Here is a 16,294-nt window from a genome sequence, read left to right on the forward strand (position 1 = left end):
ATGGTGAGGTTGCACGAGAACAGAGGAGCACATGTCCGCCGAGAGCACGCCGGAGCCCGGCACACCGGGTGAGACCGGCACACCGGGTGAGACCGGCACAACGAGCGGCGCGGCCGACGACAGCGGTCCGCGCCACCGCAGGCAGCGGGGCCGCCGCAAGGGGGTGCTGATCGCCGCGTGGACCGCCGCGGGCATCCTCGTGCTGGGCGGCACCGGCGTCGGCTACCTCTACTTCAAGCTCAACGGCAACATCAAGAGCGTCGACATCGACCAGGCCCTGGGCACCGACCGGCCCACCAAGGTCGACAACGGCTCCGAGAACATCCTCGTGCTCGGCTCGGACACCCGCTCCGGGGCCAACAAGAAGCTCGGCGGCGGCACGGACGACGGCAGTGCCCGCTCGGACACCGCGATGATCATCCATGTGTACGAGGGCCACAAGAGGGCCAGCGTGGTCTCCATACCGCGCGACACGCTGATAGACCGCCCCGCCTGCACCGACACGAGCGGCACCGAGCACGACGCCGCCTCCGGCGTGATGTTCAACTCGGCGTACTCGACGGGCGGCGCCGCCTGCGCGGTGAAGACGGTCGAGTCGATCAGCGGCGTCCGTATGGACCACTACCTCGAAGTGGATTTCTCCGGCTTCGAGAAGCTCATCGACGAACTCGGCGGGGTCCAGGTCACCACGACCAAGGCCATCGACGACCCCGACAGCCACCTGAACCTCAGGGCCGGGACCCATACGCTCACCGGCGAGCAGGCCCTCGGCCTGGTCCGCACCCGGCACGGCGTCGGCGACGGCTCCGACCTCGGCCGTATCCAGCTCCAGCAGGCCTTCATCAAGGCCCTGGTCAACCAGGTCAGGCACGTCGGCCTGTTCACCAGCGGCACGAAGCTGTACGACCTCGCCAACACCGCCACCAGGGCCGTCACCGCCGACTCCGACCTCGGCTCGCTGAAGTCCCTGATGTCCTTCGCGAGCGGCCTCAAGGGAATCAGCGCGGGCAACATGAACATGGTCACGATGCCGGTCCGGTACGACCCGTCCAACCCCAACCGCGTCATCGTCGCCGAGGCGAAGGCGAAGCAGGTGTGGACGGCCCTGAAGAACGACCGGCCCATTCCGAAGGCGGCCACCGAGGGCACCGCCACGGGCGAGGCGGCGGGGGTCGTGACGTCGTCCTGACGTCGTCCCGAGGGCCGTCGTTGCGCCGTTCGAGGGGGCGCGACGAGCCCCGGGGAATAGATCCCCCCGCCCCCCGGTTTTGGGGGATGCGCCCAGTCCTGGCAGACTGGTACGTCGGCTCCGGTTCACGTTTGCCGTATCCCGCGGCAGCGACCCGGCGCCCTCCCGAAACTAGGAGACACCTTGAAGCGCGACATCCACCCCGAGTACGTCGAGACCCAGGTCAGCTGCACCTGTGGCGCCTCGTTCACCACCCGTAGCACGATCGAGAGCGGTGCCATCCGCGCCGACGTCTGCTCCGAGTGCCACCCGTTCTACACGGGCAAGCAGAAGATCCTCGACACCGGTGGCCGTGTGGCCCGCTTCGAGGCCCGCTTCGGCAAGGCTGCTGCCGGCTCCACGAAGTAGCGAGCCCCTCTTCGCCGGTCCACGGCAGTGTCCCCGCCCAGGGGCACGCCGGGACCGGCGTTTTTGGTCGCCCGTCCTTCCCCCCGTTCGTCATTCAGGAGCCCACCATGTTCGAGGCCGTTGAGGAGCTGCTCGGAGAGCACGCCGACCTGGAGAAGAAGCTCGCCGACCCGTCGGTCCACTCCGACCAGGCCAACGCGCGCAAGCTGAACAAGCGCTACGCCGAGCTGACCCCGATCGTCGGCACGTACCGCTCCTGGAAGCAGACCGGCGACGACATCGGGACGGCGCGCGAGTTCGCCGCCGACGATCCGGACTTCATCGCCGAGGTCAAGGAGCTGGAGAAGCAGCGCGAGGAGCTGACGGAGAAGCTGCGGCTGCTGCTCGTGCCCCGGGACCCGTCCGACGACAAGGACGTCATCCTCGAGATCAAGGCGGGCGCGGGCGGCGACGAGTCGGCCCTGTTCGCCGGCGACCTGCTGCGCATGTACCTCCGGTACGCCGAGCGCGTCGGCTGGAAGACCGAGATCATCGACGCGACCGAGTCCGAGCTGGGCGGCTACAAGGACGTCCAGGTCGCGGTGAAGACCAAGGGCGGGCAGGGGGCCACCGAGCCCGGGCAGGGTGTCTGGGCGCGGATGAAGTACGAAGGCGGCGTGCACCGGGTGCAGCGGGTGCCCGCGACCGAGTCCCAGGGGCGGATCCACACCTCCGCCGCCGGTGTGCTCGTGACGCCGGAGGCCGAGGAGGTCGAGGTCGAGATCAACGCGAACGACCTCCGCATCGACGTCTACCGGTCCTCCGGGCCCGGCGGACAGTCCGTCAACACCACCGACTCCGCCGTGCGCATCACGCACATTCCCACCGGAGTCGTCGCCTCCTGCCAGAACGAGAAGAGCCAGTTGCAGAACAAGGAGCAGGCGATGCGTATCCTGCGCTCCAGGCTGCTCGCAGCGGCGCAGGAGGAAGCGGAGCGGGAGGCCGCCGACGCCCGCCGCAGCCAGGTCCGCACCGTCGACCGCTCCGAGAAGATCCGCACGTACAACTTCCCGGAGAACCGCATCTCGGACCACCGCGTCGGATTCAAGTCGTACAACCTGGACCAGGTCCTGGACGGCGACCTGGACGCGGTGATCCAGGCCTGCGTCGACGCGGACTCGGCCGCCAAGCTCGCAGCCGCGTAAGCGTTGCAGGACGTACGCACGACGAGGACGACAGGACGACACGGAGGACTTGCGTGAACCTGCTGCTCGCAGAGGTGGCCCAGGCCACCCAGCGGCTGGCCGACGCCGGCGTGCCCTCGCCGCGCAACGACGCGGAGGAGCTCGCCGCGTTCGTGCACGGCGTGAAGCGCGGTGAGCTCCATTCCGTGAAGAACTCCGACTTCGACGCCCGTTACTGGGAGGCCATCGCCCGGCGTGAGCAGCGCGAGCCGCTCCAGCACATCACCGGGCGGGCCTTCTTCCGGTACCTGGAGCTCCAGGTCGGCCCCGGCGTCTTCGTCCCGCGCCCCGAGACCGAGTCCGTGGTCGGCTGGGCCATAGACGCCGTGCGTGCCATGGACGTCGTCGAGCCCCGCATCGTCGACCTGTGCACCGGCAGCGGCGCCATCGCGCTCGCCCTCGCCCAGGAGGTGCCGCGCTCGCGTGTGCACGCCGTGGAGCTGTCCGAGGACGCCCTGCGCTGGACGCGCAAGAACATGGAGGGGTCCCGGGTCGACCTGCGTCAGGGAGACGCCCTGGACGCCTTCCGCGACCTCGACGGCCAGGTCGACCTGGTCATCTCCAACCCGCCGTACATCCCGCTCACCGAATGGGAGTACGTCGCCCCCGAGGCCCGCGACTACGACCCCGAACTCGCCCTGTTCTCGGGGGAGGACGGCCTCGACCTGATCCGCGGCATCGAGCGCACCGCGCACCGGCTGCTGCGTCCCGGCGGTGTCGTCGTCATCGAGCACGCCGACACCCAGGGCGGCCAGGTGCCGTGGATCTTCACCGAGGAGCGGGGCTGGGCCGACGCGGCCGACCACCCCGACCTCAACAAGCGCCCGCGCTTCGCGACCGCCCGCCGGGCCACGCCGTGAGCGCCCCCCGCACTTCCGACCCCCAGCAGTACGTGTACGAGGAGGCCCGCTAGATGGCTCGGCGATACGACACCAACGACGTGACCGACCGGGTGACCGGTCTGCGCGAGGCCGCGTCCGCCGTCCGCCGTGGCGAGCTCGTGGTCCTCCCGACCGACACGGTGTACGGCATCGGCGCCGACGCGTTCTCCTCCGAGGCCGTCGCCGACCTCCTCGACGCCAAGGGCCGGGGCCGCAACATGCCCACCCCTGTGCTCATCGGCTCCCCGAACACGCTGCACGGGCTCGTCACGGACTTCTCCGAGCTGGCCTGGGAACTGGTGGACGCGTTCTGGCCGGGCGCGCTGACGCTCGTCGCCAAGCACCAGCCGTCCCTCCAGTGGGACCTGGGGGACACCCGTGGCACGGTCGCCGTCCGTATGCCGCTGCACCCGGTCGCCATCGAGCTGCTGACGGAGGTCGGCCCGATGGCGGTGTCGTCGGCGAACCTGACGGGACACCCGTCGCCGGAGAACTGCGACTACGCCCAGGAGATGCTCGGCGACTCCGTCTCCGTCTACCTCGACGGCGGCCCGACCCCCGGCAACGTCCCCTCCTCGATCGTCGACGTCAGCCGAGAGGTGCCGCTGCTGCTGCGTGAGGGCGCGATCTCCGCGGACGAGCTGCGGAAGGTCGTACCCGACCTCGAGGTGGCGAATTGACAGCCCCTGACGCGGGGCGTGGCATAGGCAACGGGGAACGTGCCGCGGAACAGACGACGACGTTCGGGCTTCCGCGCGACAGCTTCCGCATCCTCCACGTCAGCACCGGCAACGTCTGCCGCTCGCCGATCACCGAGCGGCTGACCCGGCATTTCGTGTCACAGCGGCTCGGGGTGCTCGGCCGCGGGCTGATCGTGGAGAGCGCGGGCACCTGGGGTCATGAGGGCGCGTCCATGGAGGCCAACGCGGAGACCGTGCTGGCCGACTTCGGCGCGGACGCCACCGGGTTCACCGGCCGCGAGCTCCTCGACGAGCACGTCATCATGGCCGACCTGGTCCTGACGGCGACCCGCGACCACCGCGCCCAGGTCATCTCCATGGGCCACTCGGCGGGCCTGCGCACCTTCACCCTCAAGGAGTTCACCCGCCTGGTGAACGCCATCGACCCGGCCACCCTCCCGCCGCTGGACGAGGGCGTGGTGATGCGCGCCCGGGCCCTGGTCCGCGCCGCGGCGGCGCTACGCGGGTGGCTCCTGGCCCCGACACTCGAGGCGGACGAGGTCTACGACCCGTACGGGGCGCCCCTGCCGTTCTTCCGCTCGATCGGGGACGAGATACACCAGGCGCTGGACCCGGTCGTCACGGCGCTGACAGGGGTCCCCGCGCGCGCTTGACGCGTGCTCGGACGCTTCGGCCGATGCGGCGGGCCGCCGCCGGCCGCGAGGCCCGCCAGGGCGGGCGGGGTGGCGCGGGGGGCGCGTCGGGGACGGCCGCACCAGGTGTCGGCCCCGGTCGTCAGGACGCTCACCGGTCTCCCCGCGAGGACGCGGGGACCGCGCGCGTCGGCATCCCCCGAGAGGACGCGGAGACCGCGCGGACCACCCACCCCGGGCCTACATTGGACGTACGTCACCGTCGACGCCCGGAGCACATCATGTCGGTCACCCATGTCCCCGAGGCCGATGTCCTGCGCGGGCAGGACCCCGAGCTGGCCGAGATCCTGCTCGGGGAGCGGGAGCGGCAGGCGTCGACGCTCCAGCTGGTCGCCGCCGAGAACTTCACCTCGCGCGCCGTGCTGGCCGCCCTCGGCTCGTCGCTCGCCAACAAGTACGCGGAGGGGTATCCGGGTTCCCGGTACCACAGCGGCTGCGAGATCGTCGACGTCGCCGAGCGGACCGCCGTGGAGCGCGCCAAGGCGCTGTTCGCCGCCGAACACGCCAACGTGCAGGCCCACTCGGGTTCCTCGGCGGTGCTGGCCGCCTACGCCGCGCTGCTCCGGCCCGGCGACACCGTCCTGGCCCTGGGGCTGCCCGACGGCGGCCATCTCACGCACGGCTCGCCGGCGAACTTCTCCGGGCGCTGGTTCGACTTCATCCCCTACGGGGTGGACGGGGAGAGCGGGCTCATCGATCACGAGCAGGTCCGCACACTGGCCCGGAGCCACCGACCCAAGGCGATCGTGTGCGGGTCCATCGCCTACCCCCGTCACATCGACTACGCCTTCTTCCGTGAGGTCGCCGACGAGGCCGGCGCCTATCTGATCGCCGACGCCGCCCATCCCATCGGGCTCGTCGCCGGGGGAGCGGCGCCCAGTCCGGTGCCGTACGCCGACATCGTCTGCGCCACCACGCACAAGGTCCTGCGCGGACCGCGCGGCGGAATGCTGCTGTGCGGTGGCGAGCTCGCCGAACGGGTGGACCGCGCGGTGTTCCCGTTCACGCAGGGCGGCGCGCAGATGCACACCATCGCCGCGAAGGCGGTCGCGTTCGGCGAGGCGGCAACCCCGGCGTTCACCGTGTACGCCCATCAGGTGGTCGCCAATGCGCGGGTTCTCGCGGCGGCCCTGGAGGGGGAGGGGCTGACCGTCACGACCGGCGGCACCGACACCCACCTCATCATCGCCGACCCGGCGCCGCTCGGTGTCGACGGGCGTACCGCGCGCGGGCTGCTCGCGGCCGCCGGGATGGTGCTGGACTGCTGCGCCCTCCCGCATGTCGGAGGCGCCGACGTCACCGCCGCCCACGCCCGTGGCCTGCGCCTCGGCACCGCCGCGGTGACCACGCAGGGCATGCGGGAGCCTGAGATGACACGGGTCGCGGCGCTGCTGGCGGGGGTGCTGCGGAACGGGACCGAGAGCAGGAGGGCCCGTGAGGAGGTGCGCGAACTGACCCTCGCGTTTCCGCCGTATCCGGGCTGAAGCGGGGTAGGCGTGTCCGTACGCACCCCGTGCACACCCCCTGGACGTCCACGCGCACAGCCTCACGTGAAACCATCGTCACTACCCGGTAGTCCTCACACATATGCGCCGTGCGGTAGTCGATCGCTAGGGTGTGGGACTGAGATGGCCGGCGAGACCTGTGGGGAAGCCCGTGCGTGAATACCTGCTGACGCTCTGCATCACGGCCGCGGTGACGTATCTGCTGACAGGGCCGGTACGGAAGTTCGCGATCGTGGCCGGAGCGATGCCGGAGATCAGGGCCCGTGACGTGCACCGGGAACCGACTCCGCGGCTCGGCGGTATCGCCATGTTCTTCGGCCTGTGCGCCGGCCTGCTGGTCGCCGACCATCTCACCAACCTCAACGAGGTCTTCGAGAAGTCGAACGAGCCGCGCGCCCTGCTCTCCGGGGCCGCGCTGATCTGGCTGATCGGTGTCCTGGACGACAAGTTCGAGATCGACGCCCTGATCAAGCTGGGCGGCCAGATGATCGCCGCCGGCGTCATGGTCATGCAGGGTCTGACGATCCTGTGGCTGCCGGTGCCGTGGGTCGGCACGGTCGCGCTGACCCAGTGGCAGGGCACCCTGCTGACGGTCGCGCTGGTGGTCATCACCATCAACGCGGTCAACTTCGTGGACGGCCTCGACGGTCTCGCGGCCGGCATGGTGTGCATCGCCTCGGCGGCGTTCTTCATGTACGCCTACCGCATCTGGTACTCGTACGGCATCGAGGCCGCCGCCCCGGCGACGCTGTTCGCGGCGATCCTGATGGGCATGTGCCTGGGCTTCCTGCCGCACAACATGCATCCCGCGCGGATCTTCATGGGCGACTCGGGCTCGATGCTGATCGGGCTGGTCCTGGCGGCGGGCGCGATCTCCGTGACGGGTCAGGTCGACCCGGACATCATGCGGCTGTTCTCCGGCTCCGAGCGCAACGCGGTGCACCAGATGGTGCCGGTCTACATCCCGTTGCTGATGCCGTTGACGATCATCGCGATCCCGGCCGCCGACCTGATCCTGGCGATCGTGCGCCGGACCTGGCGCGGTCAGTCGCCGTTCGCCGCGGACCGAGGGCACCTGCACCACCGGTTGTTGGAGATCGGCCACTCGCACAGCCGCGCCGTGCTGATCATGTATTTCTGGTCGGCGCTGATCGCGTTCGGCGCGCTCACCTACTCCGTCAACGCGGCTTCCATGTGGATCGTCCTCGGTGTCGTGATTCTCAGCGCGATCGGTCTTGCGCTGCTCCTGCTGCCGCGCTTCCGGCCGCGCACCCCGCGCTGGGCCGAGGCCTTCGTACCGCCGCGCTACCGGCGCCGGGGCGCCACCACGTCCGCCGCGGAGCAGTACACGGCGTCCGCCGGGCAGTTCGGACCGGCCGGGGCGGAGCAGCCCGCCGCCCTCGACGGGCCGGCCGGACCGGACGGTCAGGCCGGGGAGCAGCCCCCTGTCACGGTGGGGGTGGCCGGGGTGAACGGGGCCACCGCGATCGGCGGCCGCCGAAACTCCAAGGTAAGAATCTGACTAGAGCATTGCCAAGTCGTGGGGGAATCCAGGGAGGGCAAAGTCTCCCAATACCAGACAAGCCCCCCAGGTTTCCGCACAGACGGGCGCTGTCACTCTCATGTGTGACAGCGAGCACACCCGCCAGGTAAAGACCTCATCAAATAGTTTGTGATACGGTTCACGAGAACCCCCGGACAGAGCCCACGGACCGCACTACGACGGTTCATTGGAGCGAGGTGGCGTGAGGTCTCTCGCCCCTCGGGCCGGGGCTACGCTCGTCCATGACGACACCCTGCCCCCCTTGAATGCGGAGTTGCCGCCATGCAGTCCAACGACGTACGAACACTCCTGCACTGTGCCCTGCCCACCGCGCTCGCGGGTGTGGCGGGAGTCGCGGTGAGTGCGGCCGTTGCCGGCGGCAAGGGAGCGCTCGGCGCCGTCTTCGGTGCGGTTCTCGTCCTGTTGTTCATGGGCGGCGGACTGGTGGTGCTGCTGCGCACCGCGCGCCAACTTCCCCATCTGTTCCAGTCGATGGGGCTGTTGCTCTACACCACCCAGATCCTGCTGCTGATGATCGTGCTGATCACGTTCAAGGGGACCTCGGTCTTCAACCCGAAATGCTTCGCCTTCACCCTGCTCGCGACCACCCTGGTGTGGATCGCCGCGCAGGTTGTCTCACACATGAAGACCAAGATCCTCTACGTCGAGCCGGATTCCGCTCGGGCGTCGTCGTGACCTGTAGGGCCGGTGTAAAGGGACTTCCGCTCTTTTGCTATGGTCTCGCCACAACTGCGGCAGAGCTGGCGCGGGCGGCAGTCGAGCCTGTGACGTCTCACGGTTCGGAGCCCAGAGGCCGCCCCCACATCCGCAAGTCCAGTCCAGTGCCGTCCCGCGGTCGCAGGCCGCGCCGACACATCGAGGTTGCCGTACCCATGCGCCACGCTGAAGGAGCTCGCGGTGAGTAACGCCAAGACGCTCGCCTTCGAGACCGACTGTCATATTTTCGACGGGTGCGGTTTCCCGACCCCCGGCCTGCACTCGTTCATGTTCGAGCCGCTCTTCACCGTCGGCGGCATCGAATTCAACAAGCCCATGCTGCTCTCGCTGGTGACCACGGTCATCGTCATCGGATTCTTCTGGGCGGCCTTCAACAAGCCGAAGCTGATTCCCGGCAAGCTCCAGATGGTCGGCGAGGCGGGCTACGACTTCGTCCGTCGCGGGGTCGTCTACGAGACGATCGGCAAGCGCGAGGGCGAGAAGTACGTCCCGCTGATGTTCGCGCTGTTCTTCTTCATCTGGATCATGAACCTGTGGTCGATCGTCCCGATCGCCCAGTTCCCGGCGACCGCGGTCATCGCGTTCCCGGTCGGCCTGGCGGCCCTCGTCTACATCGTGTGGATGAGCGTGACGTTCAAGCGCCACGGGTTCATCGGCGGCTGGAAGAACATCACCGGCTACGACCCGTCGCTCGGCCCGGTGTTCCCGATGGTCATGTTCTTCGAGTTCCTGTCGAACGTGTTCATCCGGCCCTTCACCCACGCCGTCCGGCTCTTCGCCAACATGTTCGCCGGCCACGTGCTGATCCTGATCTTCACCATCGGAGCCTGGTACCTGCTCAACGGCATCGGTATCGCCTACTCGGCGGTCTCGTTCCTGATGGTCATCGTGATGACGGTCTTCGAGCTGTTCATCCAGGCCCTCCAGGCCTACGTCTTCATTCTCCTGTCCTGCAGCTACATCCAGGGCGCGCTCGCCGAGCACCACTGAGCACCTGATCAACATCCCCTGAACTTCCGGTGGCCAACCCCCACCGGCCTGTGTAAAGAGAAGGAAGTTACGGCATGTCCGCTCTCGACACCCTCGCCGCGGTCCAGATCAAGGGCAACCTCGCTGCAATCGGCTACGGTCTCGCGGCCATCGGCCCCGGCGTCGGCGTTGGCATCATCTTCGGTAACGGCACCCAGGCGCTGGCCCGCCAGCCCGAGGCCGCCGGCCTGATCCGTCAGAACCAGATCCTGGGCTTCGTGCTCTGTGAGGCGCTCGCCCTGATCGGTCTGGTCATGGGCTTCGTCTACCCGTCTGCCTGACGGTTTCGGCCGACGAGAGAATTCCACGGAAGGAACTGATGTGATCTCGCCCTTGCTGCAACTCGCGGCTGAGGAGGAGGCCCAGAATCCTCTGATCCCGGAGATCCCCGAGCTCGTCATCGGTCTGATCGCGTTCGCGATCGTGTTCTTCGTCCTGGGCAAGAAGCTCCTTCCGAACATCAACAAGGTTCTGGAAGAGCGTCGGGAAGCCATCGAGGGCGGGATCGAACAGGCCGAGATTGCTCGCACTGAGGCCCAGAGCGTCCTGGAGCAGTACAAGGCCCAGCTCGCCGAGGCCCGCCACGAGGCCGCGCGGTTGCGCCAGGAGGCGCAGGAGCAGGGCGCCACACTCATCACCGAGATGCGTGCGGAAGGCCAGCGTCAGCGCGAGGAGATCGTCGCCGCCGGACACAGCCAGATCGAGGCGGACCGCAAGGCCGCCGCGTCCGCGCTGCGTCAGGACGTCGGCAAGCTCGCCACCGATCTGGCCGGCAAGCTCGTCGGGGAGTCCCTCGAGGACCACGCCCGCCAGAGCCGCGTCATCGACCGCTTCCTCGACGAACTCGAGGAGAAGGCCGAGGCGTCTCGATGACCGCACACGGAGCCAGCCGCGAGGCATTCGCAGCAGCCCGTGAGCGACTCGACGCGCTGACGGACTCCACGTCCGTGGACGCCGCGCAGCTCGCCGGTGAGCTGGCGACCGTCACCGCGCTGCTCGACCGCGAGGTCTCGCTGCGTCGGGTCCTCACCGACCCGGCGCAGGCCGGCGAGGCCAAGGCCGAGCTGGTCCAGCGCCTGCTCGGCACCCGGATCAGCGGCCCCGCCGCCGACCTGGTTTCCGGCCTGGTGCGTTCCCGCTGGTCGCAGTCCCGCGACCTGGTTGACGTGCTGGAGGACCTGGCGGCCATCGCCGACCTCACCGCCGCGCAGAAGACCGGCACGCTCGACGACGTCGAGGACGAGCTGTTCCGCTTCGGACGGATCGTCTCCTCGAACACCGAGCTGCGCGCCGCACTGACCAACCGGAAGGCCACCGCCTCGGCCAAGAGCGAGCTGCTGAGCAGCCTGCTCGGCAGCCGGGCCGACGCGGCCACCGAGCGACTGGTGACGCGCCTCGTGACCGCGCCCCGTGGACGTAGCCTGGAAGCGGGCCTCGAAGCCCTGTCCAAGCTCGCCGCGGAGCGCCGGGACCGCATGGTCGCCGTCGTCACCTCGGCGGTACCGCTGAGCGACCCGCAGAAGCAGCGCCTCGGCGCCGCCCTCGCCAAGCTCTACGGCCGCCCGATGCACCTCAACCTCGACGTGGACCCCGCGGTCCTCGGCGGGATCCGGGTGCAGGTCGGCGACGAGGTGATCAACGGCTCCCTCGCGGACCGCATCGAGGACGCCGCCCGCCGCATGGCGAGCTAGCAGCAACTCAAGACCGCAGTACGAACTGATGGCGGCCCTGGTTGGGCCGTACAGAGGATTCACCTCTTTCAGGGGGGAGTCCCCATCCCCCCAAAGTGAAACTTCGGGCCCAACAAGGAGAGCAGGGAACCCAGATGGCGGAGCTCACGATCCGGCCGGAGGAGATCCGGGACGCGCTGGAGAACTTTGTCCAGTCGTACAAGCCGGACGCGGCCTCGCGCGAGGAGGTCGGTACGGTCACCCTTGCCGGCGACGGCATCGCGAAGGTCGAGGGCCTCCCCTCGGCCATGGCCAACGAACTGCTGAGGTTCGAGGACGGCACCCTCGGTCTCGCGCTCAACCTCGAAGAGCGCGAGATCGGTACCGTCATCCTCGGCGAGTTCAGCGGTGTCGAAGAGGGCCAGCCGGTCACCCGCACCGGAGAGGTCCTGTCCGTCGCCGTCGGCGAGGGCTACCTCGGCCGCGTCGTCGACCCGCTCGGCAACCCGATCGACGGCCTCGGCGAGATCGAGACGTCCGGTCGCCGTGCCCTGGAGCTGCAGGCTCCCGGTGTCATGGCCCGTAAGTCGGTGCACGAGCCGATGGAGACCGGCTACAAGGCCGTCGACGCGATGACCCCGGTCGGCCGTGGTCAGCGTCAGCTGATCATCGGTGACCGCCAGACCGGCAAGACCGCCCTGGCCGTCGACACGATCATCAACCAGCGCGACAACTGGCGCTCCGGCGACGTGAAGAAGCAGGTCCGCTGCGTCTACGTCGCCATCGGCCAGAAGGGCTCGACCATCGCCTCCGTGCGTGGCGCCCTCGAAGAGGCCGGCGCGCTGGAGTACACGACCATCGTCGCCGCCCCGGCGTCCGACCCGGCCGGCTTCAAGTACCTGGCGCCGTACACCGGTTCGGCCATCGGTCAGCAGTGGATGTACGAGGGCAAGCACGTCCTCATCATCTTCGACGACCTCTCGAAGCAGGCCGACGCCTACCGCGCCGTGTCGCTGCTGCTGCGCCGTCCGCCGGGCCGTGAGGCCTACCCGGGCGACGTCTTCTACCTGCACTCCCGTCTGCTGGAGCGCTGCGCGAAGCTCTCCGACGACCTGGGCGCCGGCTCGATGACCGGTCTGCCGATCGTCGAGACGAAGGCCAACGACGTCTCGGCGTTCATCCCGACCAACGTCATCTCCATCACCGACGGCCAGTGCTTCCTGGAGTCGGACCTGTTCAACGCCGGTCAGCGCCCCGCGCTGAACGTCGGTATCTCCGTCTCCCGAGTCGGTGGTTCCGCGCAGCACAAGGCGATGAAGCAGGTCTCCGGCCGTCTCCGCCTCGACCTCGCCCAGTACCGTGAGCTGGAGGCGTTCGCCGCCTTCGGTTCCGACCTGGACGCCGCGTCGAAGTCGCAGCTGGAGCGTGGTCAGCGCCTGGTCGAGCTGCTCAAGCAGGCTCAGTACCAGCCGATGTCGACCGAGGACCAGGTCGTCTCGGTGTGGGCCGGTACCACCGGCAAGATGGACGACGTACCGGTCAGCGACGTCCGCCGCTTCGAGAAGGAGCTGCTCGAGTACCTGCACCGCAAGGAGCAGGGCCTCATGACCTCCATCAAGGAGGGCGGCAAGATGTCGGACGACACCCTCACCGCCATCGCCGACGCGATCGCCGAGTTCAAGAAGCAGTTCGAGACCTCGGACGGCAAGCTCCTCGGCGAGGACGCCCCGGCCGCGGCCAAGTGACGTAAGGAAGGGACCTGACTCATGGGAGCCCAGCTCCGGGTCTACAAGCGTCGCATCCGATCCGTCACCGCGACCAAGAAGATCACCAAGGCGATGGAGATGATCGCCGCCTCGCGCGTCGTCAAGGCGCAGCGCAAGGTGGCGGCCTCCGCGCCGTACGCGACCGAGCTCACCCGCGCGGTCACGGCGGTCGGGACCGGTTCGAACACCAAGCACCCGCTGACCACGGAGGCGGAGACGGCGACCCGTGCCGCGGTACTGCTCCTCACGAGCGACCGCGGACTGGCCGGCGCCTTCAACTCCAACGCGATCAAGGCCGCCGAGCAGCTGACGGCGCGCCTCGAGGCGGAGGGCAAGGAGGTCGACACGTACATCGTCGGCCGCCGCGGCCTGGCCCACTACAACTTCCGCGAGCGCAAGGTCGCGGAGTCGTGGTCGGGCTTCACCGACGAGCCCTCGTACGCGGACGCGAAGAAGGTCGCGCGTCCGCTGATCGAGGCCATCGAGAAGGACACGGCGGACGGCGGCGTGGACGAACTCCACATCGTCTTCACCGAGTTCGTCTCGATGATGACGCAGACGGCGCTCGATGACCGTCTGCTGCCGCTCAGCCTCGACGAGGTGGCGAAGGAGTCGGCGCCGAAGGGCGAGATCCTTCCGCTGTACGACTTCGAGCCGTCGGCGGAGGACGTCCTCGACGCCTTGCTGCCGCGGTACGTCGAGAGTCGTATCTACAACGCGCTGCTCCAGTCGGCTGCCTCCAAGCACGCCGCCACGCGCCGCGCGATGAAGTCGGCGACCGACAACGCGGGAGACTTGATCAACACGCTCTCCCGCCTTGCCAACGCGGCCCGCCAGGCCGAAATCACCCAGGAAATCAGCGAGATCGTCGGTGGCTCTGCAGCCCTGGCCGACGCGACCGCGGGGAGTGACAGGTAATGACGACGACAGTTGAGACGGCCGTTGCCACGGGCCGCGTCGCCCGGGTCATCGGCCCGGTCGTCGACGTGGAATTCCCCGTCGACGCCATGCCGGAGATCTACAACGCCCTTCACGTCGAGGTCGCCGACCCGGCGAACGACGGCGAGAAGAAGACGCTGACCCTGGAGGTCGCCCAGCACCTGGGTGACGGCCTGGTCCGCACCATCTCCATGCAGCCCACCGACGGTCTGGTCCGCCAGGCCGCGGTCACCGACACTGGCACGGGCATCTCCGTTCCGGTCGGTGACTTCACCAAGGGCAAGGTGTTCAACACCCTCGGTGAGGTGCTGAACGTCGACGAGAAGTACGAGGGCGAGCGCTGGACCATCCACCGCAAGGCCCCGCGCTTCGACGAGCTCGAGTCGAAGACCGAGATGTTCGAGACCGGCGTCAAGGTCATCGACCTTCTCACCCCGTACGTCAAGGGTGGAAAGATCGGCCTGTTCGGCGGTGCCGGCGTCGGCAAGACGGTGCTCATCCAGGAGATGATCTACCGTGTCGCCAACAACCACGACGGTGTCTCCGTGTTCGCCGGTGTCGGCGAGCGCACCCGTGAGGGCAACGACCTCATCGAGGAGATGACCGACTCGGGCGTCATCGACAAGACCGCCCTGGTCTTCGGTCAGATGGACGAGCCCCCGGGCACCCGTCTGCGCGTGGCCCTGGCCGGTCTGACCATGGCGGAGTACTTCCGCGATGTGCAGAAGCAGGACGTGCTGTTCTTCATCGACAACATCTTCCGCTTCACCCAGGCCGGTTCCGAGGTCTCGACCCTGCTCGGCCGGATGCCCTCCGCGGTGGGTTACCAGCCGAACCTGGCCGACGAGATGGGTCTCCTCCAGGAGCGCATCACCTCGACCCGTGGTCACTCGATCACCTCGATGCAGGCGATCTACGTCCCCGCGGACGACCTGACCGACCCGGCCCCGGCCACCACGTTCGCCCACCTCGACGCGACGACGGTTCTCTCCCGTCCGATCTCCGAGAAGGGCATCTACCCGGCCGTGGACCCGCTGGACTCCACGTCCCGCATCCTGGACCCCCGCTACATCGCGGCGGACCACTACAACACCGCGATGCGCGTCAAGACGGTCCTGCAGAAGTACAAGGACCTTCAGGACATCATCGCGATCCTCGGTATCGACGAGCTGGGCGAGGAGGACAAGCTCACCGTCCACCGCGCCCGTCGCGTGGAGCGCTTCCTGTCCCAGAACACCCACGTCGCCAAGCAGTTCACCGGCGTCGACGGGTCGGACGTCCCGCTGGACGAGTCGATCGTGGCCTTCAACGCGATCATCGACGGTGAGTACGACCACTTCCCGGAGCAGGCGTTCTTCCTGTGCGGTGGTATCGAGGACCTGAAGGCCAACGCCAAGGAGCTGGGCGTCTCCTGAACTCCCTGAGTTCGAAGTGAGTCCTCCGGCTCACGTCTGAGGGGGCGGGCGCGTCCCGCCCCCTCACTCACGCCCATTAGACTTGTAACCAACACCCGGCAGATCCGCCGGGTGGTGACCCGAGGAGCCACCTTGGCTGCTGAGCTGCACGTCGCGCTGGTCGCGGCCGACCGAGAGGTCTGGTCCGGCGAGGCCACCCTGGTCGTCGCGCGCACCACGTCCGGCGACATCGGCGTCATGCCCGGTCACCAGCCGCTGCTCGGTGTGCTGGAGTCGGGCCCGGTGACCATCCGTACGAGTGATGGTGGAACGGTCGTCGCCGCGGTGCACGGCGGTTTCATCTCGTTCGCGGACAACAAGCTGTCGCTGCTGGCCGAGATCGCCGAGCTGTCGGACGAGATCGACGTCCAGCGCGTGGAGCGGGAACTCGAGCGCGCGAAGGCGGAGGGCGACGCCGCCGCCGAGCGTCGCGCGGACGTTCGACTGCGTGCGGCGGCCTCGCGCTAGGCCTGGGGGCCTCTCCCAGGCCCTGCGGGCTCTGGGGGAGCGCAGCCGTATGACGTCACTCAGCCGCGGTCGGCACCGGAGCAATCCG

The 16,294-nt window shown here is 68.7% G+C and carries 17 protein-coding genes; all 17 read left to right on the plus strand.

Features of this window, described 5'->3' with window-relative positions; genetic code table 11:
- Positions 1 to 31 precede the first annotated feature (31 nt).
- Entirely contained in the window at positions 32 to 1,189 is a 1,158-nt protein-coding gene (locus ACFWBB_RS33390; protein WP_385280001.1) for an LCP family protein, read from the plus strand.
- A 183-nt stretch (positions 1,190 to 1,372) separates the two neighbouring features.
- Positions 1,373 to 1,597 (plus strand): 50S ribosomal protein L31, encoded by a 225-nt coding sequence (gene rpmE / locus ACFWBB_RS33395; RefSeq protein WP_385280004.1) that lies wholly within the window; start codon positions 1,373 to 1,375, stop codon positions 1,595 to 1,597.
- A 107-nt stretch (positions 1,598 to 1,704) separates the two neighbouring features.
- Positions 1,705 to 2,781, plus strand: a complete 1,077-nt coding sequence (prfA, locus tag ACFWBB_RS33400; protein WP_385280007.1) for a peptide chain release factor 1 — start codon at positions 1,705 to 1,707, stop codon at positions 2,779 to 2,781.
- A gap of 53 nt (positions 2,782 to 2,834) precedes the next feature.
- On the plus strand, positions 2,835 to 3,680 hold the full coding sequence (gene prmC, locus ACFWBB_RS33405; protein WP_385280009.1) for a peptide chain release factor N(5)-glutamine methyltransferase: 846 nt from the start codon (positions 2,835 to 2,837) through the stop codon (positions 3,678 to 3,680).
- Between the two features lie 53 nt (positions 3,681 to 3,733).
- Entirely contained in the window at positions 3,734 to 4,381 is a 648-nt protein-coding gene (locus ACFWBB_RS33410) for an L-threonylcarbamoyladenylate synthase (protein WP_385280012.1), read from the plus strand.
- Positions 4,378 to 5,055 (plus strand): protein-tyrosine-phosphatase, encoded by a 678-nt coding sequence (locus ACFWBB_RS33415; protein ID WP_385280016.1) that lies wholly within the window; start codon positions 4,378 to 4,380, stop codon positions 5,053 to 5,055. Before ACFWBB_RS33410 ends, ACFWBB_RS33415 begins: the two co-directional genes overlap by 4 nt.
- 260 nt (positions 5,056 to 5,315) lie before the next feature.
- Positions 5,316 to 6,578, plus strand: coding sequence for a serine hydroxymethyltransferase (glyA, locus tag ACFWBB_RS33420; protein ID WP_385280019.1), 1,263 nt, complete (start codon positions 5,316 to 5,318; stop codon positions 6,576 to 6,578).
- 172 nt (positions 6,579 to 6,750) lie between these two features.
- A complete protein-coding gene (locus ACFWBB_RS33425) occupies positions 6,751 to 8,121 on the plus strand; it encodes an MraY family glycosyltransferase (RefSeq protein ID WP_385280021.1) in 1,371 nt (456 codons plus the stop codon).
- A gap of 303 nt (positions 8,122 to 8,424) precedes the next feature.
- The gene (locus ACFWBB_RS33430) at positions 8,425 to 8,838 is read left to right on the plus strand and encodes a hypothetical protein (RefSeq protein WP_385280024.1); all 414 of its coding nucleotides are present in this window, start codon (positions 8,425 to 8,427) and stop codon (positions 8,836 to 8,838) included.
- Between the two features lie 222 nt (positions 8,839 to 9,060).
- Positions 9,061 to 9,870, plus strand: coding sequence for a F0F1 ATP synthase subunit A (gene atpB, locus ACFWBB_RS33435; RefSeq protein WP_385280025.1), 810 nt, complete (start codon positions 9,061 to 9,063; stop codon positions 9,868 to 9,870).
- A 74-nt stretch (positions 9,871 to 9,944) separates the two neighbouring features.
- The gene (gene atpE, locus ACFWBB_RS33440) at positions 9,945 to 10,190 is read left to right on the plus strand and encodes an ATP synthase F0 subunit C (protein WP_256917227.1); all 246 of its coding nucleotides are present in this window, start codon (positions 9,945 to 9,947) and stop codon (positions 10,188 to 10,190) included.
- A 43-nt stretch (positions 10,191 to 10,233) separates the two neighbouring features.
- A complete protein-coding gene (locus ACFWBB_RS33445) occupies positions 10,234 to 10,782 on the plus strand; it encodes a F0F1 ATP synthase subunit B (protein ID WP_385280046.1) in 549 nt (182 codons plus the stop codon).
- Positions 10,779 to 11,600, plus strand: coding sequence for a F0F1 ATP synthase subunit delta (locus ACFWBB_RS33450; protein ID WP_385280028.1), 822 nt, complete (start codon positions 10,779 to 10,781; stop codon positions 11,598 to 11,600). Before ACFWBB_RS33445 ends, ACFWBB_RS33450 begins: the two co-directional genes overlap by 4 nt.
- 134 nt (positions 11,601 to 11,734) lie before the next feature.
- Positions 11,735 to 13,324 (plus strand): F0F1 ATP synthase subunit alpha, encoded by a 1,590-nt coding sequence (gene atpA, locus ACFWBB_RS33455; RefSeq protein WP_385280031.1) that lies wholly within the window; start codon positions 11,735 to 11,737, stop codon positions 13,322 to 13,324.
- A gap of 21 nt (positions 13,325 to 13,345) precedes the next feature.
- The gene (locus tag ACFWBB_RS33460) at positions 13,346 to 14,263 is read left to right on the plus strand and encodes a F0F1 ATP synthase subunit gamma (protein WP_385280034.1); all 918 of its coding nucleotides are present in this window, start codon (positions 13,346 to 13,348) and stop codon (positions 14,261 to 14,263) included.
- Positions 14,263 to 15,699 (plus strand): F0F1 ATP synthase subunit beta, encoded by a 1,437-nt coding sequence (gene atpD, locus ACFWBB_RS33465; RefSeq protein WP_385280036.1) that lies wholly within the window; start codon positions 14,263 to 14,265, stop codon positions 15,697 to 15,699. The genes ACFWBB_RS33460 and atpD overlap by 1 nt, the downstream gene beginning before the upstream one ends.
- Before the next feature lie 132 nt (positions 15,700 to 15,831).
- The gene (locus tag ACFWBB_RS33470) at positions 15,832 to 16,206 is read left to right on the plus strand and encodes a F0F1 ATP synthase subunit epsilon (protein WP_057584029.1); all 375 of its coding nucleotides are present in this window, start codon (positions 15,832 to 15,834) and stop codon (positions 16,204 to 16,206) included.
- Positions 16,207 to 16,294: the final 88 nt, after the last annotated feature.

Source organism: Streptomyces sp. NPDC060000, from assembly GCF_042737375.1.
In the GTDB taxonomy this organism is placed as follows: Bacteria; Actinomycetota; Actinomycetes; order Streptomycetales; family Streptomycetaceae; genus Streptomyces.